19 protein-coding genes and 1 pseudogene are annotated in these 26,345 nt (G+C 72.9%); 10 read left to right on the forward strand and 10 right to left on the reverse strand.

The window, feature by feature from the left end:
- Position 1: 1 nt before the first annotated feature.
- From OG357_RS37045 to OG357_RS37055, 3 genes are all read right to left on the reverse strand, one after another.
- Positions 2–952 carry an ROK family protein gene (locus OG357_RS37045; protein ID WP_329625277.1) on the reverse strand — a complete coding sequence of 317 codons (951 nt, stop codon included), beginning with the start codon at positions 950–952 and terminating at the stop codon, positions 2–4.
- Positions 949–2,127, reverse strand: a complete 1,179-nt coding sequence (locus tag OG357_RS37050) for a zinc-dependent alcohol dehydrogenase (protein ID WP_329625278.1) — start codon at positions 2,125–2,127, stop codon at positions 949–951. The genes OG357_RS37045 and OG357_RS37050 overlap by 4 nt, the downstream gene beginning before the upstream one ends.
- Before the next feature lie 469 nt (positions 2,128–2,596).
- A complete protein-coding gene (locus OG357_RS37055; protein ID WP_329625279.1) occupies positions 2,597–3,394 on the reverse strand; it encodes a class E sortase in 798 nt (265 codons plus the stop codon).
- Positions 3,395–3,566: 172 nt separating this feature from the next.
- Between OG357_RS37055 and OG357_RS37060 the strand changes: the two genes are divergently transcribed.
- Together OG357_RS37060 and OG357_RS37065 are read left to right on the forward strand one after the other, a co-directional pair.
- Complete coding sequence (locus OG357_RS37060) at positions 3,567–4,757, forward strand: serine hydrolase domain-containing protein (protein ID WP_329625280.1); 1,191 nt, start codon at positions 3,567–3,569, stop codon at positions 4,755–4,757.
- A 190-nt stretch (positions 4,758–4,947) separates the two neighbouring features.
- Positions 4,948–6,858 carry an alkyl/aryl-sulfatase gene (locus tag OG357_RS37065; RefSeq protein WP_329625281.1) on the forward strand — a complete coding sequence of 637 codons (1,911 nt, stop codon included), beginning with the start codon at positions 4,948–4,950 and terminating at the stop codon, positions 6,856–6,858.
- Positions 6,859–6,884: 26 nt separating this feature from the next.
- Here OG357_RS37065 and OG357_RS37070 read toward each other — a convergent pair whose 3' ends face one another.
- Both OG357_RS37070 and OG357_RS37075 read right to left on the reverse strand, forming a co-directional pair.
- Complete coding sequence (locus OG357_RS37070) at positions 6,885–8,975, reverse strand: SpoIIE family protein phosphatase (protein ID WP_329625282.1); 2,091 nt, start codon at positions 8,973–8,975, stop codon at positions 6,885–6,887.
- A 133-nt stretch (positions 8,976–9,108) separates the two neighbouring features.
- Positions 9,109–10,191 (reverse strand): sodium:solute symporter family transporter, encoded by a 1,083-nt coding sequence (locus OG357_RS37075; RefSeq protein ID WP_329625283.1) that lies wholly within the window; start codon positions 10,189–10,191, stop codon positions 9,109–9,111.
- Between the two features lie 26 nt (positions 10,192–10,217).
- On the opposite strand from OG357_RS37075, the pseudogene OG357_RS37080 reads away from it, so the two are divergent.
- From OG357_RS37080 to OG357_RS37100, 5 genes and pseudogenes are all read left to right on the forward strand, one after another.
- Positions 10,218–10,442 (forward strand): annotated as a pseudogene (locus OG357_RS37080) (aldehyde dehydrogenase family protein); the annotation flags it as partial.
- Positions 10,443–10,469: 27 nt separating this feature from the next.
- On the forward strand, positions 10,470–11,348 hold the full coding sequence (locus tag OG357_RS37085; protein WP_329625284.1) for a zinc-binding dehydrogenase: 879 nt from the start codon (positions 10,470–10,472) through the stop codon (positions 11,346–11,348).
- A 64-nt stretch (positions 11,349–11,412) separates the two neighbouring features.
- Entirely contained in the window at positions 11,413–14,592 is a 3,180-nt protein-coding gene (locus OG357_RS37090) for an ATP-binding protein (protein WP_329625285.1), read from the forward strand.
- 93 nt (positions 14,593–14,685) lie between these two features.
- Positions 14,686–15,060, forward strand: a complete 375-nt coding sequence (locus tag OG357_RS37095) for a hypothetical protein (RefSeq protein ID WP_329625286.1) — start codon at positions 14,686–14,688, stop codon at positions 15,058–15,060.
- Complete coding sequence (locus OG357_RS37100; RefSeq protein ID WP_329625287.1) at positions 15,057–18,401, forward strand: S8 family serine peptidase; 3,345 nt, start codon at positions 15,057–15,059, stop codon at positions 18,399–18,401. The genes OG357_RS37095 and OG357_RS37100 overlap by 4 nt, the downstream gene beginning before the upstream one ends.
- An 80-nt stretch (positions 18,402–18,481) precedes the next feature.
- Here OG357_RS37100 and OG357_RS37105 read toward each other — a convergent pair whose 3' ends face one another.
- The 3 genes from OG357_RS37105 to OG357_RS37115 form a co-directional block, all read right to left on the reverse strand.
- Positions 18,482–18,829 carry a DUF1330 domain-containing protein gene (locus tag OG357_RS37105; RefSeq protein ID WP_329625288.1) on the reverse strand — a complete coding sequence of 116 codons (348 nt, stop codon included), beginning with the start codon at positions 18,827–18,829 and terminating at the stop codon, positions 18,482–18,484.
- Positions 18,830–18,974: 145 nt separating this feature from the next.
- Positions 18,975–20,087, reverse strand: coding sequence for a hypothetical protein (locus OG357_RS37110; protein WP_329625289.1), 1,113 nt, complete (start codon positions 20,085–20,087; stop codon positions 18,975–18,977).
- On the reverse strand, positions 20,084–21,151 hold the full coding sequence (locus tag OG357_RS37115; RefSeq protein WP_329625290.1) for a hypothetical protein: 1,068 nt from the start codon (positions 21,149–21,151) through the stop codon (positions 20,084–20,086). The genes OG357_RS37110 and OG357_RS37115 overlap by 4 nt, the downstream gene beginning before the upstream one ends.
- 175 nt (positions 21,152–21,326) lie before the next feature.
- Here OG357_RS37115 and OG357_RS37120 point away from each other — a divergent pair, with 175 nt between their 5' ends.
- On the forward strand, positions 21,327–21,719 hold the full coding sequence (locus tag OG357_RS37120) for a nuclear transport factor 2 family protein (RefSeq protein WP_329625291.1): 393 nt from the start codon (positions 21,327–21,329) through the stop codon (positions 21,717–21,719).
- A 31-nt stretch (positions 21,720–21,750) separates the two neighbouring features.
- Here the strand turns inward: OG357_RS37120 and OG357_RS37125 are convergent, their stop codons facing one another.
- A complete protein-coding gene (locus OG357_RS37125; RefSeq protein WP_329625292.1) occupies positions 21,751–22,713 on the reverse strand; it encodes a GlxA family transcriptional regulator in 963 nt (320 codons plus the stop codon).
- 88 nt (positions 22,714–22,801) lie between these two features.
- Between OG357_RS37125 and OG357_RS37130 the strand changes: the two genes are divergently transcribed.
- Positions 22,802–23,752 carry an NADP-dependent oxidoreductase gene (locus tag OG357_RS37130; RefSeq protein WP_329625819.1) on the forward strand — a complete coding sequence of 317 codons (951 nt, stop codon included), beginning with the start codon at positions 22,802–22,804 and terminating at the stop codon, positions 23,750–23,752.
- Positions 23,753–23,837: 85 nt separating this feature from the next.
- On the opposite strand, the gene argG is transcribed toward OG357_RS37130, so the two are convergent.
- Entirely contained in the window at positions 23,838–25,292 is a 1,455-nt protein-coding gene (argG, locus tag OG357_RS37135; RefSeq protein WP_329625293.1) for an argininosuccinate synthase, read from the reverse strand.
- Between the two features lie 145 nt (positions 25,293–25,437).
- On the opposite strand from argG, the gene OG357_RS37140 reads away from it, so the two are divergent.
- Complete coding sequence (locus tag OG357_RS37140; RefSeq protein WP_329625294.1) at positions 25,438–26,262, forward strand: maleylpyruvate isomerase family mycothiol-dependent enzyme; 825 nt, start codon at positions 25,438–25,440, stop codon at positions 26,260–26,262.
- Positions 26,263–26,345 lie beyond the last annotated feature (83 nt).

The raw sequence follows: 26,345 nt of genomic DNA on the forward strand, positions 1-26,345 counted from the left end.
CTCATGCGTACGTTCCCTCCGGCGGCCCAGCGCCTGGGCGTGCGTGCTGCTTCGCGGCAGTGGCCGCGCCGGCGGCCAGGACCAGTCCGCCGGCCGGTCCGGCGAGCCGGCCGAGCCGAGCCGGGACCACGAAGTCCTCGGCCGCGTGCTCGGGCAGCCCTGGATAGCCGGCCAGCGCTGCGGACAGTTCGGCGCGGAGCAGTGAGAACAGGCCGGGGAGCTCCGCGACGCCGCCGCCGATCACGATCCGCTGGGGCGCGGTCGTGTAGACGATGTTGCGCAGCCCCGCGGCCAGGTAGGCCGCCTCCAGCCGCAGCGCCTCGCGCAGGGTGGCCCCGGTCAGTTCTTCGGCCGGGGTGCCCCAGCGGGCACCCATGGCCTCGCCGCCGGCCAGTCCTTCCCAGCAGTCGCCGTGGAAGGGGCAGGAGCCGGGGAACGCGTCGCCGGCGATCCGGGGCACGGCGAGGTGCCCCATCTCGGTGTGGACCAGGCCGCTGACCACCTTGCCGCCGATCACCGCGCCGCCACCGATGCCCGTGCCGACGGTCAGATAGACGTAGGTGTCCAGGCCGCGTGCCGCGCCCCAGCGGCCCTCGCCGAGAGCCGCGCCGTTGACGTCCGTGTCGATGCCCACCGGGACGCCGAGTGCGGCGGCGACGGTGCCGGCGACGTCCACCCCGGACCAGCCGGGCTTGGGAGTGGCCGCGAGATGGCCGAACTTCGCGTGTCCCGGGCGCAGTTCGAGAGGACCGAAGGAGGCGATGCCGACTGCGTCCAGCGGTCCGGTCGCCGCGGCCCGTTCCTCGAAGAAGGCGATGGCCCGGGCCAGCGTGGGGGCCGGTTCGCCGGTCGGGAAGCGGATCTCGGCCTCGATCCGGTCGGGGGACGAGCCGACCAGGCAGACGAACTTGGTCCCGCCGGACTCGATCGCCCCGAACCGCGGCGCGCTCACGCGCCCACCGGCCAGCCGTCGGCGCCGACGGGCCCGGAGCACGAGCGGATCACCACCTTGAGCGCGTCGTAGCGGGGAGGCGGTCCGGGCACGCGGTCGCCGCCGACCGGGTCGGCCGCGTCGGTCCTGCCGCCCGCGTCGGGTCCGCGGGCCTCGTCGCCCCGGATGAGTCCGCCGAGTGCGGCGAAGGCGTCCTCGTACCGTTCGAGCGGGAACTCGTGCGTCACCAGCCGCTCCAGAAACGGCACCTCTCCGGTCCCGGACTTCGGACCGGAGAGTTCGACGGCCAGATCCACGGCGACCGGGAAGGTGTCGGCCCGGTAATCACCGGCACCGATCAGCCGGATGCCCCGGTTGGTGAGGCGGAGGGGGCGCAGCGGCACGGCGTAGGTGTCGTCGAAGCCCATCACCACGATCCGGCCGCCGTCGTCGACCAGCCGCAGCGCCGCGTCGAGGCCGACACCGGTGGTGTCGAAGACGAGGGAGGGGCGCTCACCGTCCGACCCCTTCAGCACTGCTTCGGCCGGGTCCGTACCGGCCACGTCCACCACGTGCGCGAACTGTTCGCGGGCCCGCTTCAGCCGGTAGCCGTCGGGTTCGGCGACGGTGACCCGGCGCGCCTGGCGGGCGGCGACCAGTGCGGTCAGCATCCCGATCGGGCCCGCGCCGAGCACCACGACGGTGTCGTCGAAGGAGACGGCCGCGGCCTCGACGTTGTTCAGGACGCAGGCGAGCGGTTCGATCAGGACCGCGCTGCGGAAGGACAGCCCGGCGGGAACCCGCACGACGAAACGTTCCGGCAGGGTCACGCTCTCCGCGTACGTGCCGTCCCGGTCGACGCCGACCTCGGTCCCGGCCTTGTGCCGGCAGAAGTTGGTCGCTCCCCGACGGCAGGGGACGCACCAGCCGCAGTACAGCGTGGGGTTGACCACGACCCTGTCCCCGACCGCGACCGAACGCACCTGTGGCCCTGTCTCCCGCACCACACCCACCGACTCGTGTCCGAGCACCACGCCCGGCCGGGCGGGGAACCGCCCGAGCAGGATCTTGCGGTCCGTACCGCAGACCCCCGTACCGACGACGTCGACCACGACGTCATCACCGTTCAAGAGCTGTGCGGCGGGACGATCCTGCAGTGCGGCGGAGCCGGGACCCACATAGACGAGAGCGCGCACGAAACCTCCCCATCAGCGTTGGGAAGGCGAAGCTAGCCCAGTCGAACACGACTGGACACAACGCCTCTGAGCCACTTTCGCGACCACGGCTGTCCGAGCCACCGCGCGGTGCCTCTGGTCCGGCCGCAGCGCTGACTGGTCAAAGCTCCGTGCGCGACTCGTCCCGTTCCAAGGGCCCACTTGCGTCCAGGCAGTGCCTGAATCCGAAATTGGCTCGTAGCAAGCGTCACGGCTGACGACCACGGCAGCGTCAGCAGCCGTGTTTGTGCCCGGGTCAGGGCGCGCGTTCTCTTCGAGGGGTTGGTCGGCCACGTGCATGCTTGCCTCTGCGGTGGCGATCCCGGCCTCGGAGGCGGGTGCCCCGAGGGCTCGGTACGACAGGGGGCGTGCGTGCTCACCCATGCCTCGATACGGGCGAACGCCACGTCGACCCGGGCCTGCTCGCGACGGCCTATCGTGCACGAGCTCGTCAGGCCGACCGCGTCGAGGTCAGGACGCCGATCTTGTCGATCCGGTGCTCGGGGTTGTTCTGGGCGTCTCGCCAGAAGTTGCCTGCCGCGTTGTCCTCCGGGGTCGCGCAGGTGGAGAGCGTGATCATGGCCCGGGTGGGCTTCTCGCCGGGCTCACCCGGGACCGCGGCCCGCTGCTCGGCGAGTGAGCGGGCGGAGCGGAAGGACGTGGTCCGGGTCTCGACGATCTCGTAGGTGTAGACGGTGCCGTCAGCGGTGACGTGCACCAGGTCCCCCACCTCGACCGAGGGCAGCTCACGCAGGGGCCCGCCGGCCGAGAGCCGGTGCGCGGTCACCAGATAGTTGCCGATCTCGCCCGGCCCCACGCCGCCGCGCTCGCCGTACGGACTCGCCGCCACGCCACGATCCTGGATGCGGGTGCCCGCGCGGTCGTCGGTCGTGCCCTCGTACGGAGTGACGTCCAGGTTCTCGACGCCGATCGACGGTATGGACATCTCGGCGGCGACGGGGCCCCGCGGCGAGGGAGCCGGCGACGTGGCCGGAGTGACCGAGGCCGTGAGGGGAGGGGCCTCGGCCGAGGGGACCGAGGGGGCCGATGACGAGGTCGAGGGGACCACCGATGTCGGGCCGTGCACGCCCGGGGACGTACCGCTACCGTTGCCGCCCGCGCAGCCGGTCAGCGCGGCGACGACCGCGACCACTGCGGCGGCCCCGGTGACGGCGGCGAACAGAGGCCGACGGGGGCCGCGGCCTCCGTGCCGGCCCTTACGCACGGACCCACCACGCTTGGCAGCCATACCCCCAGGATGGCCCACGCCCCACTCACCACGCCACGGCACCCGCGGGCCCCGCGGTGTCTGGGCCGGATGGAGCATCGGGCCGGGCGGGCCCCGGCGGTGCGGCCGATGCTGGGGCGGACCCCCTTGAACCGGGTACCCGTCCACCCGGCACCATCGTGAAGGAGCTCCAGTGTCGGCACCCACTCACGTCCGTTCCCGCTCGCGCGCACGTCTACGGCTGTCCGTCGCCGGCCTGGCCGCGTCCGCGGTGCTCGGCGCCCTGGTCCAGCCCGCACAGGCCACGGGCACGCCGGCCCCCCACGACAAGGCTCTGCAGAAGCAACTGAACGACCTCGTCCGTACGGCGGGAGGGCCGCCCGGAGTGATCGCGCTGCTGCGGCAGGGCGACCGGACGAAGGCCTACCGGGCGGGCGTCGCCGACACGAGCACCGGCCGTCCGCCCCGTCCGTCCGACCACATGCGGATCGCGAGCGTCGCCAAGGCCTTCAGCGGGGCGGTCGCCCTGCGCCTGGTGGACCGGCACAAGCTGGACCTCGACGACACGATCGGCGAGCTCCTGCCGTCACAGCCCGCCGCATGGCACCAGGTGTCGCTCCGCCAGCTGCTCAGCCACACCAGCGGGCTGCCCGACTTCTCGACGGCGCCGGCGTTCCTCGACATCCTGCGGGAAGACCCCAGGCACCAGTTCGACTCCCGGCGGCTGCTCGACTTCATCGCCGACAAGGAGCTGCTGTTCCCGCCGGGATCGAAGTACGAGTACTCGAACTCCGACAACATCGCCGTCGCGCTGATGGCCGAGGCGGTCACGGGACAGCGGTACGAGCGGCTGCTCGACGAGCTCGTGTACCGGCCTCTCGACCTGCGGCGGACCAGCCTCCCCGAGGGCTACCGGCTGCCGAAGCCTTACCTGCACGGCTACGACGTGACGCCGCCCGCCCCGCCGGAGGACATCAGCGAGGTCCTCGGCGCGTCGGGCGTCTGGGCCTCCGGCGGCATCGTCTCGACGCCGAAGGACCTCAACGCCTTCGTCCGCGCCTGGGCCGGCGGACGCGGCTTCCTGAAGGAGGAGACGCGCCGCCAGCAGCGGACCTTCATCCCCGGTGCCGCCTCGGAGCCCGCCGGTCCCGGCGTCAACGCGGGAGGACTGGCGATCTTCCGCTACACGACGCGGTGCGGCACGGTCTACGGCCACACCGGCAACTTCCCGGGCTACACGCAGCTCGCGGTCGGCACGGCGGACGGCAAGCGGGCCCTCACGTTCTCGATCAACACCCAGACCAGCAAGAGCGTCAAGCCGGACCTGCTGGCCAAGGTCCGCGCCGTCCAGGAGGACTTCGTCTGCGCCCTGCTCAAGCACTGACCCGGCCCCGACCTCGGCCCCGACCCGACGTCGGCCCCGACCTCGGCGGGAGTCGGGAGTCGGCGGTCGGTGTGCATCCGGGTGCACCCGAACGGGCGAACCCGTCTCGCCGACCGGTGGCCCCTGCCCGAGGCTCGGAGCCAGGGCAGGCCGGAAACCGCCGGCCTCGCCCCTGACGGAGAGGAAGACCATGGCCGACTCGTCCAAGCCCGCCAGCACCGCGACCGCGGCCGTCAACCGGGAGGCGCTCGCCCGGTACGCGATGGAGGACCGGCAGGACTTCGCCGACCGGGACCGCGGCTTCCTCGCTCCGCTGCCCGACAAGCTGTACGGCGGGGACGGCCGGGTGATCTTCGACGCGGCGCGGTTCGACTACATCGGCGACGACGTACCCGCCCCGGACACGGTGAACCCGAGCCTGTGGCGGCAGTCGCAGCTGATCCGGAAGGGCGGCCTCTACAAGGTGGTCGACGGGGTCTACCAGGTACGCAACAACGACATCGCGAACCTCACCGTCATCGAGGGCGAGACGGGTCTGGTCGTCGTCGACTGCATGGCCTCCGTCGAGGCCGCCACCCAGGCCATGGGCATGATCCGGGAGCACGTCAGCGACAAGCCCGTCGCCGCCGTCATCTACACCCACACCCACATCGACCACTACGGCGGTGTCAAGGGCGTGGTGAGCGTCGAGGACGTCGCCTCGGGCAAGGTGCCCGTCATCGCGCCGGGCACGATCGCCTCCTTCGACAAGCACGCGATCGGCGAGAACGTGATCGCGGGCAACGCCATGTCACGGCGGGCGTCGTACGCCTTCAACAGCCTGCTCGACCACGGTGAGACCGGTTGCGTCACCTGCGGCATCGGCATCTCCACCGTGCCGGGCGTCACCGTCTCGTACATCTCGCCGACCGACCCGGTCACGAAGACCGGCGAGAAGCGCGAACTGGGCGGCCTGGAGTTCGAGTTCCTCTACGCCCCGGACACCGAGGCGCCCGAGGAGATGCACATCTGGGTCCCGCAGCTCGGGGCGCTCACGTGCGCGGAGAACGCCAACCACTCCCTGCACAACATCCAGACGCTGCGGGGCGCGCGGACGCGTGACGCCCGGAACTTCGCCCGCTACCTCGACGAGACCCTGGAGCGGTGGGGCGACGAGGCCGAGGTCCACTACGGGCCGCACACCTGGCCGGTCTGGGGCAACGAGCAGGTCACCTCGTTCCTGGAGTCGCAGCGCGACACGTACAAGTACATCCACGACCAGGCACTCCGGCTCGCGAACAAGGGATACACCCCGCTGGAGGCGGCCGAGGTGGTCGAGCTGCCCGAGGAGCTGGGCCGCAAGTGGTTCAACCGCGGCTACCACGGCACGCTCCACCACGACGTCCGCGCCGTGTTCACCAAGGAACTCGGCATGTGGGACGGCGATCCCGTCTCCCTCCACCCGCACCCCCCGGTCGAGACGGCCCGCCGCCTCACCGACCTGATCGGCCCCGAGAGGATCCTCGCCGAAGGGCGGCGGGCGTTCGACGCGGGCGACTACCGGTGGGCCGCCCAGATCCTGCACGCCCTGGTGTTCGCCGACCCGGAGCACACCGAGGCGAGGAACCTGCAGGCCGACGCCTACGAGCAGCTCGGCTACCAGGCCGAAGGGCCCCAGTGGCGCGGCATCTTCCTCACCGCCGCCAAGGAACTCCGGGAGGGCGTCGTGCCGGCGGCGTTCGCCACGGCCAGCCCGGACTCGATCCTGGCCATGCCGATCGACATCCTCTTCGACTACGTCGCCGTCCACCTCATCGGCGACAAGGCCGCCACCGCCGACTTCCGCGTCGACTTCCGCTTCACGGACACCGGGGCCGAGGAGACATGGACGATGTGGGTCCGCCGAGGCGTCCTCAACGCCCGCCGCGGCCCGTCGCCCGACACGCAGCTCACGGTGACCGGCCCCAAGGCGGCCCTCGTCGCCACGCTCCTCAAGCCGGCGGGCGCCCCGCAGCTGGCCCGGGCCCGGAAGATCACCCTGGACGGGGACGAGACCGTGTTGCAGACACTCGCCGGGCTGCTCGACGAATTCGACCCCGACTTCGCCATCGTCACGCCCTGACCACCGGAGCCGCCCCGACCCACCCGTCAGGGCAGCTCCTGCTCCGTCCAGATCGTCTTGCCCCGCGGTGTGGGCCGGTGCCCCCACCGCTGGGTGATCTGCGCGGTGATGTAGAGCCCCCGCCCGCCTTCGTCCGTGTCGTCGGCGTACCGGAGCTGGGGCGCCGTGCTGCTGTCGTCGGTGACCTCGCAGATGAGAGCGCGGTCACGGATCAGGCGCAGCTCGATCGGCCCCGTCGCGTACCGGACCGCGTTGGTGACGAGTTCGCTGACGACGAGTTGGGTGGTGAAGGCGAGTTCGCCGAGGCCCCAGGCCGTGAGGCGCTCGGAGACGAGCCCGCGGGCGGTCGCGACGGTCGCCGGTTCGTTGGCCAGCTGCCATGTGGCCACGTGCTCGGAGTCCAGGAGGCGCGTGCGGGCGAGCAGCAGGACCGCGTCGTGCCGCGACAGCCGGGCGGTGAGGATCCCGAGGAGTGCGTCGCACGTGGCCTGCAGACTCCGGCCCTCGGTCCGGAGCTCGTCGCGCAGGCGGTCGAGCCGCTCGTCCGTGGTGGCTTGGGCGGCCTCGCGAAGCGCCGAGTTGTACAGGACGAGGACGCTGTCCTCGGGGAGGGTCCGCCGCACCGCCGTGTACCGGGCGACGCCCTGCCCCAAAGCCGGTCCGTCGGGGATGTCGACGAGCTCCATCCTGCCGTCCGGGTAGGCGACGACCGGCGGGGGATGGCCGGCGGTCGACATGACGCACTCTCCCGTGACGGGGTCGTACACCACGATGAGGCAGCTGGCGCGCATGGGCCCGTCCTCGGGACCGCCCTCCGTGAACCCGCCCATCGCGCCGCCGAGGCGCGTGACGAGGCCGTGCAGACGCTCCAGCAGCTCGTCGGGCGGCAGGTCGAGATCCGCGAGGGCGCCGATCGCGGCGCGCAGCTCTCCCATCGCGGCCACCGCGTGAAGGGTCCGCCCGGCGGTGTCTCCCACGACGAGCGCGACACGCGCCCCGGACAGCGGGATGACATCGAACCAGTCCCCGGCGGCGCCCGACGGCAGATAGCTGTGCGCGGTCTCCACCGCGGCCTGCGAGGGGACCTCGGGTGGCCGCAGCCCCAGCTGGAGGACGCGGGCGGCGGACGTCTCCCGGGCGTACAGCCGTGCGTTGTCCAGACAGAGCGCGGCGCGGTCCGCCAGCTGGACGGCGAGCGCGAGATCGTCCTGCTCGTACGCGGGCGGCCCGTGCAGCCGGTAGAAGCAGCCCAGTCCGAGGACGACGCCCCTGGCGGACAGCGGAACGATCATCAGGGACTGCACCCCGGCCGACAGGAGCCGCTCCCGCAGCTCCGGCTCCTCGCCGGCCCACCCCCGGCCCGCGGCCAGGCCGGTGACCAGGCGCGGCCGCAGGTCGGCCAGAGCCTGCTGGTACGCCGGACTCAACGAGACGTCGCTCATCTGACCCACCGCCGCGCCACCCCGCTGCCGGTCGTCGCCGTCGGCGCGTCCCACACGACGGAGAGGCAGGTTCCGGGCCGCCGGGCCGGGTACGGGCGCGTCGCCGCGCAGCACCGAGTCGATGACGTCCACGGTGACGATGTCCGCGAGGTCCGGTACGGCGACGGCGGCGAGTTCCCGGCCGATGCCGAGGACGTCCAAGGTGGCTCCGAAGCGGGCGCCGGCCTCGTCGAGCAGACGCAGGCGCGCCTGCGCCCGATGACGCTGCGTGACGTCGAGGGCCACGGCCGCCAGGCCCAGTACGGCACCGTCCTCGTCGTGCAGGCGGAACCAGGAGACGGACAGCACGGCGTCACGGTGGGAGTCCCCGGCATTCCGGACCGGCATCTCGATGCCCCGCGCCGGCTGCCCCGTCGCCAGAACCCGCCTCGCGGCCCGGTCGGCCGCCTCGGCATCCTGGATGCCGAGGCGCCGCAGTACCTCGATCAGGGGCTGTCCGGTCACGTCCCCGAGCGGGAACAGCCGGGCGAACCGTGCGCTCGGCCGGAACCGTACGACCCGGAGGTCCGGGTCCAGCACGTGCAGACCGAAGGGGAACTCCGAGAACACGGCGTCCAGCACGGCCTTGTCGAGCGCCGGGCCCGCCGAGCGGCCCGCATCCTGAGAGCGGCCCATCACACCCTCTCCCGCCTTGCCCGATCGTCCGGGGCAGCCCCTTCGATTACAACACCACGTGGGCGATCGGCCAGCCGGCGAGTTCGGCCCGGGGAGGGTTCATGCGCGGCCCACTGGGCATCGTCCTGCGACGTCACCGCACAGGGGCGTCCGAGGTGACGGCTGCCGCCAGGTCCGCGTACCCGCAGGCCGCGCCGGATCCGCGGTCGAGGACACTGCCGAGCCAGCCGAGCGCGAAACCGGCGGGAATGGTGACGAGACCGGGGTTGACCAGGGCCGTCGCATGGAAGTCCAGGCCGGGGAAGGCTGCCGAGGGCGAGCCGGAGAACAGTGGGGAGACGGCCAGCAGGGCGAAGGTGAGAGCACTCGCCCCGTAGACGGACCACAGGAGGCCCCGCCGGGTGAAGCCGCGCCACAGGAAGGTGTACACGAGGACGGGGGCGAGGGCGGAGGCGGCGAGCGTCATCGCCAGGGTCGAGAGCACGAGCAGGTTCCAGCCGGCGGCGGGCAGGGACAAGCCGACGGTGACGGCGCCCACCGCGGCCGCCGCCCAGCGGGCGTGGCGGTCCTGGTGGGGGACCCTTTCGGTACCCGGCCGGGGGCGGCGAGGCAGCAGGTCGCGGGCGACCGAGGCCGCGGCGGCGAGCGTGACGTCGGCGACGGTGGTCAGGGCGGTGAGGAACACCGCGCTGAAGACGGCCGAGACGAGGAGGCCGCCGGGGCTGAGCGCCTGGGTCACCAGCAGCAGGGAGATGCTGCCTGTGGGGTCGGCCCCGCTCAGTGCCGGGCCGCCGAGGACGGCGGCCGCGCCGAGACCGACGACGAGGAGCAGGGCCGAGATCGCGATCAACTGCCCGACGGCCCAGCGCATGGCCGTGCGCGTCGCCCGGCCGCCCGGCGCGCCGAGGACCCGCATCGTGACGTGCGGCAGGCAGCACACCGCCAGCGCCACGGTGACGAGCTGACCGAAGCGGTTCGCCACCGCCATCGGACCGCTGCCGTACTGGACGCCCGGCCCCAGGAAGGCGTCGCCCAGGCCGCTGCCCGCGGCCGCCGCGCCCAGCAGCCGGTCGGGGTTCCAGCCGAAGCGGTCGAGTACGAGGAAGGCCGCTCCTGCCATCACCGCGAACAGGACCACCACCTTGACGAGCTGCACACGGCCGGTCCCGCGCACCCCGCCGCTCACGGCGAGCGAGACGACGAGACAGCCGATCACGAGGATGCACGCCGTCTTCGCCCCCGTACGGCCTCGCCGGCACCGTCTGGGCGGGCACGGACGAGCACGGCACCGAGATCGCCCGGCGCATCCGCACCGGTACCTACTCCGTCAACTGCCAGCGCTTCGACGTCGCCGGTCCGTTCGGCGGCTACAAGAACTCCGGGATCGGCCGCGAGTTCGGCCCCGAGGGCTTCGCGGCGTACCAGGAGACCAAGACGATCCACCTGCCCGCCCCGGCCCGGTCCTGACCCCCACCGCACCACGAGGAGCACACGATGCACGCAGCAGTCCTGCACAAGACCGGCGACGACACCCTCGACGTCGTCGACGTCGAGCCGGTGTCCTTCGGCCCCGGCCGGGTCCGGGTCAAGATGCACAAGGCCGGGCTCTGCCACTCCGACCTGTCGGCCATGAGCGGTGTGCTCGCCCACCCCGCCCCGTTCGTCCCCGGCATGCTGGGCGCCGGCACCTTCGCCGAGGAGACCGTGATCGCGGCCTACGCGGCGATCCTGATCCCCGACGACGTGCCGTACGACATCGCCGCCCTCATCGGCTGCGGTGTCACCACCGGAATCGGAGCCGCCCTCAACACCGCCAAGGTGAAGCCGGGTTCGTCGGTCGTCGTGATCGGCCTCGGCGGCGTCGGCATCAGCATCCTCCAGGGCGCCAAGGTCGCGGGCGCGGCGCGGATCATCGCTGTGGACCCGACCCCCAACCGCCGGGAGTGGGCACTCGCGTTCGGCGCCACCGAGGCCATCGCCCCCGAGGAGCTGCCGGAGACCGTCAAGCGGCTCACCGGAGGCTTCGGCTTCGACTACGCCTTCGAGGCCGTCGGCAAGGCCGGCACCCTGCGCGCCGCCTACGACGCGACCCGCCTCGGCGGCACGGTCTGCCTCGTCGGCGCCGGCTCGCGCACCGACATGACCGACATCAGCATGGCCGAACTGGTCCTCAACGAGAAGGCGATCCTCCCCTCGTTCTACGGGGGCGCCGACATCCGCCGCACCTACGCCACGATCATCGACCTGTGGCGCGCGGGCCGCATCGACCTGGAGGCGATGATCACCCACCACGTACCGCTGACGGACATCAACGAGGCGATCCGTCAGATGCACACCGGCGAGGCACTGCGCACGATCAGCGACATCGCCTGAGCGACCCTCCCGGGGACGTACGTCACCGTCGTGCGCGTGGTTGATCATCGCTAAGGTGTGCGCCATGCCAGGACCGGCCGAGACCCCGCGCGCTCCACGGCTGACCCTGCACCTCCTCGGGGGGTTCGGGGCGGTCCGTGACGACGGCGTGGAGATCCCCCGGCGATGGCGGCGCAGCACCGCGCAGACGCTGGTCAAGCTGCTCGCCGTGGCCCCGGGGCGGCGGCGCCATCGCGAGGAGGTGATGGAGCAGCTCTGGCCGGACGTCCCCATGGAGTCGGCCCTGCGGAATCTGCGGGTCACGCTCCATGCCGCGCGCCACGCCCTGGAGCCCGAACTCGCGCCCCGCACTCCGTCGTCCTATCTGGTGGCGGAGGGCGAGGCGCTCTTCCTGGCGGCGGACCGGGTACGGGTCGACGCCGACGAGGCGGAGGAGTCCGCCCGCGCCGCGCTGGCTTCGGGCGAGGCCGATGCGCTCGGCGCGGTCCTGGCCTCCCTGGGCCGGGAACTTCTCCCCGAGGACCGGTACGCGGACTGGGCGCGGGAACGCCGCCTCCGTATCGAAGTGCTGCGCGAACAGCTCGTACGGGCCCTGGCGGAGCGGCTGTTGGCCGACGGCCGCACCGACGAGGCGGTCGGCGTGCTGCGCGAGGCGCTGGACCGCGTCCCCGCCGACGAGCGGCTGCACCTGCTGCTGGCGCGCACCTGGTGCGCCATGGGCCGGCCACGCCAGGCCATCCGGCAGTACCACGCCTGCCGTGAGGCGCTCTCCGAGGAACTGGGCGTGCGGCCGGGCGCCGAGCTGGAGGCGCTGCACCGCACCGCCCTGGCCGCGCTCGACGCCCGGGCCGTCGCCCCGTTCGCCCGCACCGAGCCGGAACCCGCGCCGCTGCCGCCCGCGATCCGCCGCCCCGAACGCCTGCCGTTGTTCGGCCGCGAACGCCCGCTGGAGCTCCTCGTCGAGCACGCGTGCGGGTCCGCGCCCGCCGGGGCCGCCCCGCTCGTCGTGGTACGCGGCGAGGCGGGCATCGGCAAGACCCGGCTGGTCGCGGAGGCGGCACGCCGTGCGGCGGCGGAGGGTGTGTGCGTGCTGTGGGGCACGAGTCACGAGGCCGAGGGACAGACGCCGTACGGGGTCTTCGCCGACGCGCTGGACGGCCGGCTCGCCGGGTGCGGGGTGGCGGAGCGCTCCCGGGTGAGTGCCGAACACGTCGGGCTCGCCGCCCTGTTGCCGTCCCTGGGCGGCGGGCCGGCGGCCGCCGCGAGCCCGGAGGAGGAGCGCGCCCGGCTGTTCCGGGCCGTCGCCGGGTTCCTCACCGACCTCGCTGCGGCCCGGCCGGTCCTCGTGGTGCTCGACGACGTCCACGCGGCCGACCCGGGTTCGCTGAGCCTGCTGCACTTCCTGGTGCGTACCACCCAGGACAGGCGTTGGCGGTTCATCGCCACCTGCCGTGACGACACCCTGGAGCCGGACGACGTGCGGCGGCAGGTGCTCGACGGGATCCTGCGGCAGCGGATGGCGGTGGAAGTCGACCTCCTGCGTCTGAGCCGCGCCGACTGCGCGGGACTGGCCGCCGCAGCCACAGGCCACACCGGCTCCGGCTCCGGCTCCGGCTCCGGCGCCGCGGAGCTGGCCGAGAAGCGTCGCACCGCCTCCCGCGTCTTCCGGCTCTCGCTCGGAAACCCGCTGTTCGCCCTGGAACTGACCAGCACTCCGGGAGCGGACCTGGAGCGCATGCAACCACGGCACCGCACCACCGTCGAGCCGGACGCCGACGCCGTTCCCGACGGCATCCGCCGCCTTGTCGGCGGCAGACTCACCCGACTGCCCAAGGACGCCCGCCGCACGCTGGCCGCTCTCGCGGTCGCGGGCGGTACCGCCGTCTCCCTCACCGAGCTGGAGGCCGTCACCTCGGCCGGTCTGCATCCGCCGCCGGCGGGGCCGGAGGTCACCGCCGCGCTCGACGCGGCGACCGTCTCGGGCATCGTCGAGGAACGCGATGTCGTCCTCGGCGGCCGGGCCGTTCTCGGCTACGCCTTCCGCCACCCTCTCGTACGGCTGGCCTGCGCGGACCAGCTGAGCAGGGCCGCGCGCAGGCGCCTCCACCAGGCGTACGCGGACACGGTGCTGCGGCTGCGTCCCGACGCCGTCGACACCCTCGCGTTCCACATGACGGTGGCCGACGACGAGCGGGCACCGGTCTTCCTCCGGGCGGCCGCCGACCGGGCGGCCTCGCTGTACGCCAACGACAGCGCCTGCGACTACTACCGGGAACTGGTCGCCCGACTCGACACCACCGACCGGCCGGCGGCGGGAGAGGCGCGACTGGCCTGGGGGGAGGTCCTGCGCCGCGCCGCCCGCTACCCGGAGGCCGAGGACGTGCTGAGGCGGGCACTGCGGGACCTGACGGCGGCCGGGGACCCGTCCGGTGCGCTGCGCGCCGCGGTGTGCCTGGCGGAGGTCCTCGGCCGTGCCGGACGTACGCTCGACGGTCTCGCGGTGCTCCGCGAGGCGCCGCAGAGCGGGTCGACGGCCGGTGACCGCGCACGGCTCCATCTCGCCTTCGGCGCCCTGGGCTTCCACGCCGGGCACTTCGAGGACACGCTCGCGGCTCTGCGTTTCGCGGAGCGGGAGACCGCGGGGCTCCCCGCAGGAGAGCGGGATGCGGTGCTGTCCCGCACGTTTACCACCCGCGCCGCCGCCCTCCTCGTCACCGGACAGGTGCGGGAGAGCCGCGAGGCGGCCGAGGCGGCACTGCGGACGGCCGAGCGGACCGGCGACGCGGCCCTGATCTCCAGCGCGCTCTCCGTCGTGGGCGAACTGGCCCGCGAGGAGGGCCGGCCGACGGCCGCACGGGACTTCGCGCGGCGCGCCGTGTCGGTCGCCCGGCGCACCGGCGACCCCACCGTGCTCGCCTTCGACCAGAGCAACCTGGCGGGCGCGGAGCTGCTGGTGGGAGACCACCGCCGGGCGACCGCTCTGGCCAACGCGGCAGTACGGCTGGCCCGTTCACTGGGCACCTCGTGGGCGCTGCCGTACGCCCTGGTGGGACTCGCCGAGGTCGAACTGCGCTGCGGGCGTCGGGCGCGGGCGGAGGAGGCGCTGAAGGCCTGCGCCGACGCGCTGCCGTCGGCCCGCGACCCGCAGGTGCTCGAAGGAATGCGACGGCTGACGGAGGAACTGGCCGCGACGCGGGAAGCCACCGGGAGCGCCGGTCGGCGGACCGCGCCGGCAGAGCGGTAATTCGCGGGTAACGAGGGTTGCCTACGGTCCTGGCCACCCCCGGAACCCCGGGGTGAGCGTGCCCGTACTCCCGCCCGCCCAGGAAGAACCGCCATGTGTACTGCCTCGCCGCCGACGTCGTCCGGCGCCCCGTACGCCGGGTCGTCCGGCCTGCACGACACGGACGAATCCGTCGGCTCGGTCGACTCGGTCCGTGCCGTCGTCGACGCGGGCGGCGAGCCATGGGCGCGCATCCTCGGCCTGCTGGAGCGGCACCGGTACGAGCTGCCCGAGAGCAGCGTGCTGGAACTGCACAGCGCCAACCCCCAGGTCCGCCCCGCCCTCCGCGAGTGGTGCCGGCTCACCGGAACCATGCTGCTCACGGAGGAGGAGACGGACGACCGGAGTGCGTACCGCATCAAGCTGCCGCCGCCTTCCGCGCCCGGCACGCCGACCCCGTCCCCCCTCCAGAAGCCGGAGATCCCATGAGACCCCTCGCCCGCGCCCGACTCGTGGCGGCGATCACCGTCGTCACCCTGTGCGCGCCCGCGGCCCTGCCGTCGGCGACCGCGGCGCCTGTTCCGGACGTGGCCGTCACCCCGGCCGTCACCCCGTCCGGCGCCTCGGAAAGCCGTACCGTCACTCTCGTCACGGGCGACCGGGTCACGGTCACCACCACCGCGGACGGCAGGAAGGCGTACAGCGCGGAGCCCGCGGCCGGTTCGGCGCCGGGCACGCTCCTCGCCCGTACGGACATCGACGGCGACGCGTACTTCTACCCGAGCGACGTCATCGGCAAGGTGGGCTCCGTCCTGGACCCGCAGCTGTTCAACGTCGACGGTCTGATCCGCGACGGGTACGACGACTCCCGCGCCGGCACGCTGCCGCTGATCGTGCGCCGTACCGGCGCCGAGCGGCCGGAGACACTGGCCGACGACGGACTGCTGCCCGCGCAGCGCGACTTCCGCTCGCTGAAGGCGAGCACGGCGGTCCTCGACAAGGACGACGCGGCCGAGCTCGGTGACGCCCTCGACACCCAGGGCGGACTGAACGACGGCGAACTGAAGGGCGTCGAGAGCATCTGGCTGGACGGCAAGGTCCACGCCGACGCGCTGGACCGCAACCTCACCCAGATCGGCGCCGACACCGCCTGGCAGTCCGGCCGTACCGGCAAGGGCGTCAAGGTCGCCGTGCTCGACACCGGCGCCGACCAGACCCATCCCGACCTCGTGGGCCGCGTCAGCGCGACCAAGGACTTCTCCGGCAGCGGCAGCACGCTCGACAAGCAGGGCCACGGCACCCATGTCGCGGCGACCGTGGCGGGCAGCGGCGCGGGTGCGCCGGGCCTCCGGTCCGGCATCGCACCGGACGCCGACCTGATCGTCGGCAAGGTCCTCGGCGACGACGGGTCCGGCTCGGACTCGCAGGTCATCGCCGGTATGGAGTGGGCGGTCGCGCAGGGCGCGAAGGTCGTCAACATGTCGCTGGGCAGCGGCCCGACGAACGGCAAGGACCCGGTCACCCAGTCGCTCGAAGCACTGGCCACCTCGTCCGGCACCCTCTTCGTGGTGTCGGCGGGCAACAACGGTCCGAACATCAGCACCGTGTCCGCCCCCTCGATCGCCCCGCACGCCCTGTCGGTCGCCGCGGTGGACTTCATCGGCGGCACCGCCTCGTTCTCCAGCCGCGGCCCGTCCTTCAACGGCACCGTCAAGCCGGAGATAGCCGCCCCCGGCGTCAACGTCGTCGCGGCCCGTGCCACGGGCACGAACATCGGCACCGTGCAGTCCGACCCGGCGTACACGGCACTGTCCGGTACGTCGATGGCCGCCCCGCACGTCGCCGGAGCCGCGGCCCTCCTGGCCCAGGAGCACCCCGACTGGACCCCGGAGCAGCTCAAGCACACGCTGATGGGCACCACGAAGGCTCCGCAGAACGGTCAGTCGCTGTACGACGTCGGCACGGGCGTGCTGAACCTCCCCGCCGCGCTGAAGCAGACCGTCGTGGCCGACACGGGGGCCCTGGACTTCGGGCGCCTGGACGTGACCGACGGCACCGCGACCCGTACCGTGAAGCTCACCAACAAGGGTGACGCGACCGTCACCCTGGACCTCACGGGCACGCTGGCCGCGACCGGTTCGACCCCGCCGGCCGGCATGCTGACCCTCTCGACCCCCACCGTCACGCTGGGCGCCGGTGAGTCCACCGACGTCACCCTCACCGTCGACGCCACGGGCACGCCGACCGGCACCTACACCGGCGCCCTGACGGCGCTTCCCGCCGGCGGCGGCCCGGCGCTGCGCGTCCCGCTGCTCCTGGACCGGGCACAGTCCGTCAAGGTCACCACGCTCGACCGCGCAGGGAAGCCCGCACCCGCCCAGATCTCCCTGCTCAACGCCGACAGCGGTGCCTCGCTGAACGCGGAGATCCGTGCCGAAGGCACCCGCGACCTGCGGGTCCCCGAGGGCCGCTACATGGGCCTCGCGATGATCGCGATGACCATCGACGGACTCCGCCAGATCGCCATCGTCAGCGCCGACCTGAACGCCGGCTCGAACGAGATCGTCTTCGACGCCCGCAAGGCCCGTCGCTGGACCGCGTCCATGGAAGGCAAGGACACCAGGCCCGAGTTCATGGCCGGCAACCTGACCCGTACCACCGACGACGGCAAGTACGGCATCCGGCACAGCATGCTCGCCGGCGGCGCCTACGGTGCCTTCCCGCGCGACGCGCTCTGGATCACGCCCACCACGGAAACCCACCTCGGCAAGGTCGCGTTCAACGAGCGCTGGCGTCTCGCCGACGCGGACAGCGACACCACCGTGGGCGACACGTCCGTCCTCTACGACGCGGCCTACGCCCGGACCGAGGTCGGCGACGACCCCGAGCGACGGCTGACCCGCAGTGAGGTCGAGACGTTCGCCAAGGTCCGCATGACGTACCGGGGCATGAACGAGAAGCACCGTTACCAGGAGGGCAGCACGGTCTACGGGACCGGGCTGAACGGCCTCAACGCGTCCTCGCCGTCCTATCTGACCGTCCCCCGGGAGCGTACGGAGTACATCCAGGCCGAGGACCGGATCTGGCTGCGCTTCACGTACCGCAACAAGGACGGGGTTTCGGTGAACTACGCGCCCGCCCAGTTCACCTACCGGCCGGGCACCACCACGAAGGACACCTGGTTCACCGGCCCGTTCTCCGTGCTTGCCACCGGCCAGACCACCGGTGCGCGCCTTCAGTTGAAGCTGGACGACAGCGTCGACCCCGAGGGGCGCGTCGGCCAGAACGGCGACTTCAACTTCCCCCAGCGCGTCCAGACCACGACACGGCTCCACCGCAACGGCACCCTGGTCGCCGATCGGGGCTCGCTGATCGACAAGACCTTCGCCGACGCCGACAAGGCCTCGTACGAGCTGAGCCGTACGTACACGTCCGCCGGCATCTTCCCGATGGGCGGCGAGGCGACCTCCAAGTGGACCTTCACCGCCGGTGGTGCGGGTGACACGGCGACCCCGGTGAAGCTGCTCAACGTGGCGTTCGACGCGCCGTTGGACCGGCTGAACCGGGCGCGCGCCGGCCTCCCGCTGCTGGTGAAGGCCGATGTCACAGGGGCGGTCGACGGTCTGCGCAAGGTGCGCGCCTGGGTCACCGCCGACAACGGCGTGACGTGGAAGCAGGTCCTCGTCTTCGGCCACGACGGCGAGTACCGGTTCCTCGCACCGCACACGGCGCTGAAGCCGGGCGGCTTCCTGGGCGTTCGCGTCACGGCCGAGGACGGTAGCGGCAAGACCGTGGACACGGCGCTCCCCAGGGCCATTCCGGTCGGCTGATCCCGCATTGACGACACGCCGGTGCCACCGCCCCTTGGAGGGCGGTGGCACCGGTGTGTTCCAGGAGCAGACCGCGTTGCCTAATCGGCGGGCAGGGCCTCCCTCATGGCCTTCGCGGTGGCAGCCGGGTCGTAGTCCGCGGGGACGCCCTCGACCAGAATGATGTCGCCGCCGATGTGCCGGGACCGCAGCGGCGCGATCTCCCGGTACGCCGGCGAGTCCCACCAGGCCCGCGCCTCGGCGATCCCGGGGAACCCGATCATCACCACCGCTCCGGACCAGTCGCCCTCCTTCACCTCGTGTGCCGTCCCGTGCACGAGGAAGCGGCCGCCGTACGGCTCGAAGGTGGCGGGGATGCGCTCGATGTACTCGACGACCTCGGCGTGCGGGGTCCCGTTGTGCAGCTTCGCGATGGCGTAGGCGGTCATGGCGTTGCGTCCCTTCGGTCGGTTCCTGCTCCGTACACGGATGATCGTGGCATTGCGCCGTGGCAGGGGTCGATGACCTGGCAGGTAATCGACTCCGTCGCCCGGCCCCGCCCCGGCCCCGGTCGCGCGTCCCGCCGGACAGGCCCTAGTCGACGGTGACCGTGCAGTCGTGGGCCTTCGCCGAGCGGTCGGCGAAGGCCGAAAGAGCGGTGCGGAGGCCCGCGTGGTCGAGGGCCAGGTCGGTGGTGCGGTCGCGTTCGCCGCCCACGGGTTCGACGACGTAGGCGGCCCGGTCCACCGCGCCGCGGCACTCGGCCCACAGGACGTAGCGGCCGTCCGGGGCGTCGCCCGCCCGCTGGTCGGTCACGTCGTCGAGGAGGTCCCGCGTGCTCCGCTCCAGTGCGGGGCCGTACGACGCGGTGAACGTGTACAGCGGCGCGCCCCGCAGGCCGCCCAGGGTGCAGCCCTCGACCGGCTTCGGTCCCGGCGCGGTCTCCACGGCCGTACGGACGCCCCAGCGTGCGGCGGTCCGCGGGTCGACGATTCCGGCACAGCTGCCCGACACCGACGCGAAGGGCTCGTAATCCCAGGCGTTCACGGAGGTGGCGACCTTCCGCACCGGCTCGCCCTCGGTGACCTCGCACCCCTCCTGCTGCCGGGCGTAGGCCGTCGCCGTCCGGGTCAGCACCGCGGTGAGCTCCGTCCGGGCTTCCGGGTGGCCGAAGTCCGCCCGGTCGATCCTGGCGCTCACCTCCGCGACGACGCCGCCGCCCCGTGTGCCGCCGCAGTCGAGCAGGACGGTGGCGGACGCCTCGCCGCGGTCCTCCCGGTCGGGATCGAACGCGAAGCCACCGGTCCACCCGTGGCCCAGAGGCGCGTCGGTGCGTGTCGCGTCCACCGTGGCGAAGTGGTCCCGCGCGTCGCTCACCGTCACGCGGACGTCGATACGGCCGTCCTCCTCGTACTCCTCATCGGCTTCGCTCACCCGGCACTGCCAGAAGCTCCGCCCCGTCCTCACCTCCGCCGTCACTTCGGCCCCGCCGACCAGCTCCCGCACCGGATCGGCCGCCAACGTGCCGTCGCACGCCGAGTCCAGGGCGCGGTCGTGGAGCCAGGCCTGCAAACCGCCGGACAGCCAGAACAGGCCGCCCGCCACCACGGCCGCGCCGGCCGTCAGGCCCGCCGCGAGCCGGATCCGCCGCCGTCGGCGCATCCGGTCCAGCTCCTGCTCCTGGGTCTCCACGGTCTCCTCGCTCATCCCCACACCTTTCCGAGCACCTTCGTGTCACCGCAGTCGCCCGACGCGTCGAGGTAGCGCGCGAGGAGCGAGTCGGCGCGGGAGAGCAGCAGATCGCGGTCCGCTCCCTCCAGGCCGAGACGGTGCAGGGTCCGGCCGCCCGCGCACCGGGCCTCGGCCCACACCGCGAGTTCGTACGTCTTCGCCCCGGCGGCCGGCCGTCCGTCACGCCCGGCCATCGCGAGCTCGCGGCCGTACTCGGTACGCACCTCCGGCAGCACCTCGCCCCACCAGCTCGCGGAGCTCACCACCACGCCGCCCCCCGGCTTCGAGAGGGTCGAGGAACAAGCCCTGGCCCAGGCGTGCGTGGCCCCGTAGGCCGACTGCTCGGCGCCCTTCAGGGCAGGGCCGAGCAGCGCCGGGCGGAACCAGGCGCACTCCGCGGGCGGCGCGTCCGGCGCCTCCTCCTGCGCGGACGGGGAGACCGGTCGCACGTCCGTGTCCCGCACCGGCGCACCGCCGCAGCGCCCGCTCCCGCGTACGTCCTCGGCGACGGCGGCGACGAGCGTGCCGAGCCATTCGCTCGCCGGGCTGTCCGTCGAGGCGTGCACCCGGAAGGACGTGACCGGGCGGGCGTACCCCGGCAGGCCGTTCGGGCAGGGGACCGTGACGACCTGGTTCGCCCGCTTGTGTTCCTTGGCCCAGTCCGGCAGTTCCTCGTACGGGGTGCGGCTGACGACGTCGTCCACCCGGACGCTCTCCAGCGGCGGGTCCAGGACCGGCTCCGCCGTCACGGTGAACCACGGGTCGCCGTCGCCGTCCCCGCCGAGGGTGCACGACACAAGACCCCGCGGCCCGGGTCCGGTCCGCAGCGTCCACCAGGCGTCGTCGGCCAGCAGCTCCGCCGCGTCCTCCCGGGGCAGCGCCCCGCCGCACGCCCGGGCCAGCGCATCCTCGTTGTGCCGGTCGCGCTGCTCGCCCCGTACGAGGGCGAAGCCCGCCGTCAGTGCCACGAGCAGCAGGACCAGCGTCGCCTGCGGCAGCCACCGGTGCCGCCGGAACCGGGCCCATGCCGAGTCGCTCATCCCCGCCCCCCTCTTTTTGCTTCCCGCCCTCGCGCAGGGGCATCGCACCTGCGAATCAACCACCGCACGCTATCCCACCCGCCCCACGCGCCTGCCGCTGGACAGCCGCACCGTCCAGGCATAGCCTCCGACTCACCTATTCAACTTATTGAGTACGTGTACGTGAGGAGGGTCCATGCACCCGTTCCGCAAGGCCGTCGAGGACCGTGACCCGGACGCCCTGGAGGCGCTGCTCGCCGAGGACGTCGTCTTCACCAGCCCGGTGGCGTTCGCGCCGTACGCGGGCCGGGCGATGACCGCCGCGATCCTCCGCGGCGTGATGCGCGTCTTCGAGGACTTCACGTACGTACGGGAGATCGCGAACCCCGACGGCCGCGACCACGCCCTCGTCTTCACCGCGACCGTCGCCGGGAAGCAGATCCAGGGCTGCGACTTCCTGCACGTCGACGAGGACGGGAAGATCGACGACCTGACCGTCATGGTCCGGCCCCTGTCGGCGGCCCGGGCGCTCTCCGAGGCCATGGGTGCGCAGTTCGACCGGATCGCCCGCGAGGCGGCCGGCGGCTGAGTCGCCGAGTCGATGAGGGCCGGGGCGGGCCTCAGGCCACGGGCACGCCGCGGAAGGTACGCCGGTAGGCGAGCGGGGTGACGCCGATCGCGGCGTGCAGGTGCTGGCGCAACGAGGTGCCCGTGGCGAAGCCGACCTGCCCGGCGATGTCGTCCACGGCCAGGTCGGTCGTTTCGAGCAACTGCCGGGCGCGGGAGACCCGCTGCTGGATCAGCCACCGCCCCGGGCTCATGCCGACCTCCTCGTCGAACCGCCGGGCGAACGTGCGCAGGCTCATCCGGGCGTGCCCGGCGAGCTCGCTCAGGGCGAGCGGTTCGTGCAGTCGCTCCAGCGCCCACTGCCGGGTCGCCGAGGTGTCGTTCGCCGTCGCCTCGGGGACCGGCTGCTCGATGTACTGCGCCTGCCCGCCGTCCCGCCACGGCGGTGCGACGCACATGCGCGCGACCCGGTTGGCGACGGCGGCGCCGTGGTCCTTCCGTACGAGATGGAGGCAGACGTCCACTCCTGAGGCGGCGCCCGCCGAGGTCAGCACGGATCCGTCGTCGACGAAGAGGACCTCCGGGTCGAGCGCCACCTGCGGGAACCACGAACGGAAGGTCTCCACGAGCGCCCAGTGCGTCGTGGCGGGTCGCCCGTCGAGCATCCCGGCCGCGGCCAGCACGAACGCGCCCGTGCAGATGGAGACCAGGCGAGCCCCCGCGGGTACGGACGCGAGCGCCTCGGCGACCGCCGGCGGCACCTCGCGGGTGAGGAGCGACAGGTCGAAGGGCGGCAGCACCACCGTGTCGGCCGTGCGCAGCACCTCCGGGCCGTGCGCGACGGTCACCGAGAAGTCGGCATTGGTCCGGATGGGCAGGCCGTCCACCGAGCAGGTCGCGACCTCGTAGAACTCCGGCACGGCACCGAACACACGGTTCGGGATCCCCAGCTCGAAGGGGTACACCCCGTCCAGGGCGAGGACGACGACACGGTGGCGGTTTCCCCTGACGGTCATGGCAGAATCCTGTCGAAAGATGGCAATCATGCCATGGTACGCCGCGGGGCGGGCGGCGAGGCTGGTGGGCATGACGAATCACCGCACCATGCGCGCCATGAGCCAGGATCTCCACGGAACCCCCGACGTTCTCCAGGAGGTCGTGGTCCCGCGGCCCGAGCCGGGCCTGAACCAGATCCTCGTCGCCGTCCGCGCGGCCGGCGTCAACCCGACCGACTGGAAGCACCGTTCCGCCGGCCTGTTCCTCGACCGTCTGCCGCTCGTCCTCGGCTGGGACGTCTCCGGTGTCGTGGAGGCCGTCGGCTACGGCGTGACCGTCTTCAAGCCGGGCGACGAGGTCTTCGGGATGCTGCCCTACCCGTACGGCGTCGGCGCGCACGCCGAGTACGTGACGGGCCCCGCCCGCGCCTTCGCGCACAAGCCGGCCGGCATCGACCACGTCCAGGCCGGAGCCCTCCCGCTCGCCGCCCTCACCGCGTACCAGGCGATCGTCGACACCGCCCAGGTCGGCCCCGGACAGCGGGTCCTCGTCCACGCGGCCGCCGGCGGCGTCGGTCACCTCGCCGTCCAGATCGCCAAGTCCCGCGGCGCGTACGTCATCGGCACCGCGAGCGCCGCCAAGCACGACTTCGTCCGCTCCCTCGGCGCGGACGAGGTGATCGACTACCGCTCGGTCGACTTCGCCGAGGTCGTCGGGGACGTCGACATGGTCCTCGACGCGCTCTCCGGGGACACCCGCGTCCGTTCCCTCGACGTCCTGCGCCCCGGCGGCGTCCTCGTCTCCCTCCTCCCGGGCACCGACCCGGACGAGGCGACGAAGGCCGCGGCGCGCGGAGTGCGCGTGGAGACCCTCCTCGTGGAGGCCGACCACGCCGGTATGAACGCCGTCGCCGGTCTCGTCGCGTCCGGCGCGCTGCGCGCCCACGTCGAGGCCGTCTTCCCGCTCGCCGACGCCGCCAAGGCCCACGCCCTCGGCGAGACCGACCGCACCACGGGCAAGATCGTCCTGGTCGTGGACGGGGTGCCCGCCGCGGGCTGAGCGCCCCTCGACACAGGAAAGGCCGGCTCGGCGCTTCGCGCGCCGAGCCGGCCCTTTCCGTGTGCCCGAAGGGGCGGACGGACCGTTAGTCCGTGCCCATCTCCATCGCCGCGCGGTCGAGCATCTCGTCGTCGTCCGAGACCTCGCCGCGGGAGGCGATCGCCTCGGCGCCGCCCTCCGGCAGCTCCGTCAGGGTGCCGATCAGGCCGGTCGCGGCGGCCTGGGCGGCGCCGATGGCGGGGCTGCCCGTGCCGATCAGGCCGAGAACGGCGTACTGCTCCAGCTTGGCGCGGGAGTCGGCGATGTCGAGGTTCCGCATGGTGAGCTGGCCGATCCGGTCCACCGGGCCGAAGGCCGAGTCCTCGGTGCGCTCCATGGAGAGCTTGTCCGGGTGGTAGCTGAACGCCGGGCCCGTCGTGTCGAGGATCGAGTAGTCCTCGCCGCGCCGCAGCCGCAGCGTCACCTCGCCGGTGACGGCCGCGCCGACCCAGCGCTGGAGCGACTCGCGGACCATCAGGGCCTGCGGGTCCAGCCAGCGGCCCTCGTACATGAGACGGCCGAGACGCCGGCCCTCGTTGTGGTACTGGGCGAGGGTGTCCTCGTTGTGGATCGCGTTGACGAGCCGCTCGTAGGCCGCGTGCAGCAGGGCCATGCCGGGCGCCTCGTAGATGCCGCGGCTCTTGGCCTCGATGATCCGGTTCTCGATCTGGTCCGACATGCCCATGCCGTGGCGGCCGCCGATGGCGTTGGCCTCCATCACCAGGTCGACGGGGGAGGAGAACTCCTTGCCGTCGATGGTCACGGGCCGGCCCTGGTCGAAGCCGATCGTGACGTCCTCGGCGGCGATCTCGACCGACGGGTCCCAGAAGCGGACGCCCATGATGGGCTCGACCGTCTCCACACCGGTGTTCAGGTGCTCCAGGGTCTTCGCCTCGTGCGTGGCGCCCCAGATGTTGGCGTCGGTGGAGTACGCCTTCTCCGTGCTGTCCCGGTAGGGGAGGTCGTGGGCGACGAGCCACTCCGACATCTCCTTGCGGCCGCCGAGCTCGGTCACGAAGTCCGCGTCGAGCCACGGCTTGTAGATCCGCAGGTGGGGGTTGGCCAGCAGGCCGTACCGGTAGAACCGCTCGATGTCGTTGCCCTTGAACGTCGAGCCGTCGCCCCAGATCTGGACGTCGTCCTCGAGCATCGCCCGGACCAGCAGGGTGCCGGTGACGGCACGGCCGAGCGGCGTGGTGTTGAAGTAGGCGCGGCCGCCCGAGCGGATGTGGAACGCGCCGCAGGTGAGCGCGGCCAGGCCTTCCTCGACCAGCGCGGCGCGGCAGTCGACCAGGCGGGCGATCTCGGCGCCGTACGCCTTCGCACGGCCGGGCACCGAGGCGATGTCGGGCTCGTCGTACTGGCCGATGTCGGCGGTGTACGTGCACGGGACGGCGCCCTTGTCACGCATCCACGCGACCGCGACCGAGGTGTCGAGGCCGCCCGAGAAGGCGATGCCGACGCGCTCGCCGGCCGGAAGGGAGGTAAGGACCTTAGACATAGGAAGAGTATGCATGATCCTGCATGGTCATGCAACGTGGGGTCCGCGTGAAGATCGGCGCCGCGTGGGCTTACCCCTGGTACGGTCCCTCACCGACCGGTACTCCGCAACGGGAGCCACCGGCGTCCTGGGAGGGGTGGAGAGGGTGCAGCGAACGGCCGGGGTACTGACCGAGGAACTCGCCGAGGCGATACGCGGAACCGCCGAGGACATCGCGAAAGTCCTGCGCGCACCGCAGGGCGGGGGCGTCGGGCACCGCGGCGGTCTGCCGGTTCCCCGGTCCGTCTGGACGGTCGGCGAGGCCGCCGCACACCTGGCCCAGGCGAACGCCCTCATGGCCGACCTCGCCGCCGGTCACGAGCGCCCCTACGGCGACGGCACCCCCGGCAGCCTGGCCGAGGCCAACGAACGCGCCCTCGCCGGATTCGCCGAGCGCGACCCGGCCCTCCTCGCCGACATGATCACTGCGCAGGCCGAAGCCTTCCTCGACGCCGTCGAGCGGCGCCGACCGGACGAGGTGCTCACCACCCCGCTCGGCACCATGAGCCCGGCCGTCCTCGGCTCGTACCTGCTGACCCACATGCTCGGCCACGGCTACGACCTGGCCCTCGCCCTGGGGCGCCCCCACATGGCCGACGCCCACCGGGTCGCCCTCACCCTCCCCTTCATGTTCGTCGCGATGCCGAGGGTGGCCGACCCGGCCGCCGTCGCCGGTCTGACCGCGGCCTTCGCGGTACGGCTCCGGGGCGGCCCGGCCTTCGGCGTCACCGTCACGGACGGCGAGGTCCGGGTCGCCCCCGAACCGCCCGCACGCCCGGACTGCACGATCCTCACCGATCCGGTCGCCTTCCACCTGCTGGCCCTGGGGAGGCTCGACCCGTGGCCCGTGATCGCCCGGGGCAAGGCGCTCGGCTGGGGGCGCAAGCCCTGGCTCGCGCCCCGCTTCCCCCGCCTCTTCCGCGCGCCCTGACGAGGTTCGGGGGCGCCGGCCCCGCGCCCCCGCGCGCGGAGGCGCGGGCCGGTGGATGCTGGTAGTAGCCATGCGCGAGGAGG

The organism is Streptomyces sp. NBC_01255 (assembly GCF_036226445.1).
Taxonomy (GTDB): Bacteria; Actinomycetota; Actinomycetes; order Streptomycetales; family Streptomycetaceae; genus Streptomyces.

Bases quoted from the DNA above. Each gene is read 5' to 3' on its own strand.
- OG357_RS37055 (WP_329625279.1), bottom strand. From the start codon at position 3,394: ATGGCTGCCAAGCGTGGTGGGTCCGTGCGTAAGGGCCGGCACGGAGGC.
- OG357_RS37065 (WP_329625281.1), top strand. From the start codon at position 4,948: ATGGCCGACTCGTCCAAGCCCGCCAGCACCGCGACCGCGGCCGTCAAC.
- OG357_RS37070 (WP_329625282.1), bottom strand. From the start codon at position 8,975: ATGGGCCGCTCTCAGGATGCGGGCCGCTCGGCGGGCCCGGCGCTCGAC.
- OG357_RS37085 (WP_329625284.1), top strand. From the start codon at position 10,470: ATGCACGCAGCAGTCCTGCACAAGACCGGCGACGACACCCTCGACGTC.
- OG357_RS37090 (WP_329625285.1), top strand. From the start codon at position 11,413: ATGCCAGGACCGGCCGAGACCCCGCGCGCTCCACGGCTGACCCTGCAC.
- OG357_RS37095 (WP_329625286.1), top strand. From the start codon at position 14,686: ATGTGTACTGCCTCGCCGCCGACGTCGTCCGGCGCCCCGTACGCCGGG.
- OG357_RS37100 (WP_329625287.1), top strand. From the start codon at position 15,057: ATGAGACCCCTCGCCCGCGCCCGACTCGTGGCGGCGATCACCGTCGTC.
- OG357_RS37105 (WP_329625288.1), bottom strand. From the start codon at position 18,829: ATGACCGCCTACGCCATCGCGAAGCTGCACAACGGGACCCCGCACGCC.
- OG357_RS37110 (WP_329625289.1), bottom strand. From the start codon at position 20,087: ATGAGCGAGGAGACCGTGGAGACCCAGGAGCAGGAGCTGGACCGGATG.
- OG357_RS37115 (WP_329625290.1), bottom strand. From the start codon at position 21,151: ATGAGCGACTCGGCATGGGCCCGGTTCCGGCGGCACCGGTGGCTGCCG.
- OG357_RS37120 (WP_329625291.1), top strand. From the start codon at position 21,327: ATGCACCCGTTCCGCAAGGCCGTCGAGGACCGTGACCCGGACGCCCTG.
- OG357_RS37125 (WP_329625292.1), bottom strand. From the start codon at position 22,713: ATGACCGTCAGGGGAAACCGCCACCGTGTCGTCGTCCTCGCCCTGGAC.
- OG357_RS37130 (WP_329625819.1), top strand. From the start codon at position 22,802: ATGCGCGCCATGAGCCAGGATCTCCACGGAACCCCCGACGTTCTCCAG.
- argG (WP_329625293.1), bottom strand. From the start codon at position 25,292: ATGTCTAAGGTCCTTACCTCCCTTCCGGCCGGCGAGCGCGTCGGCATC.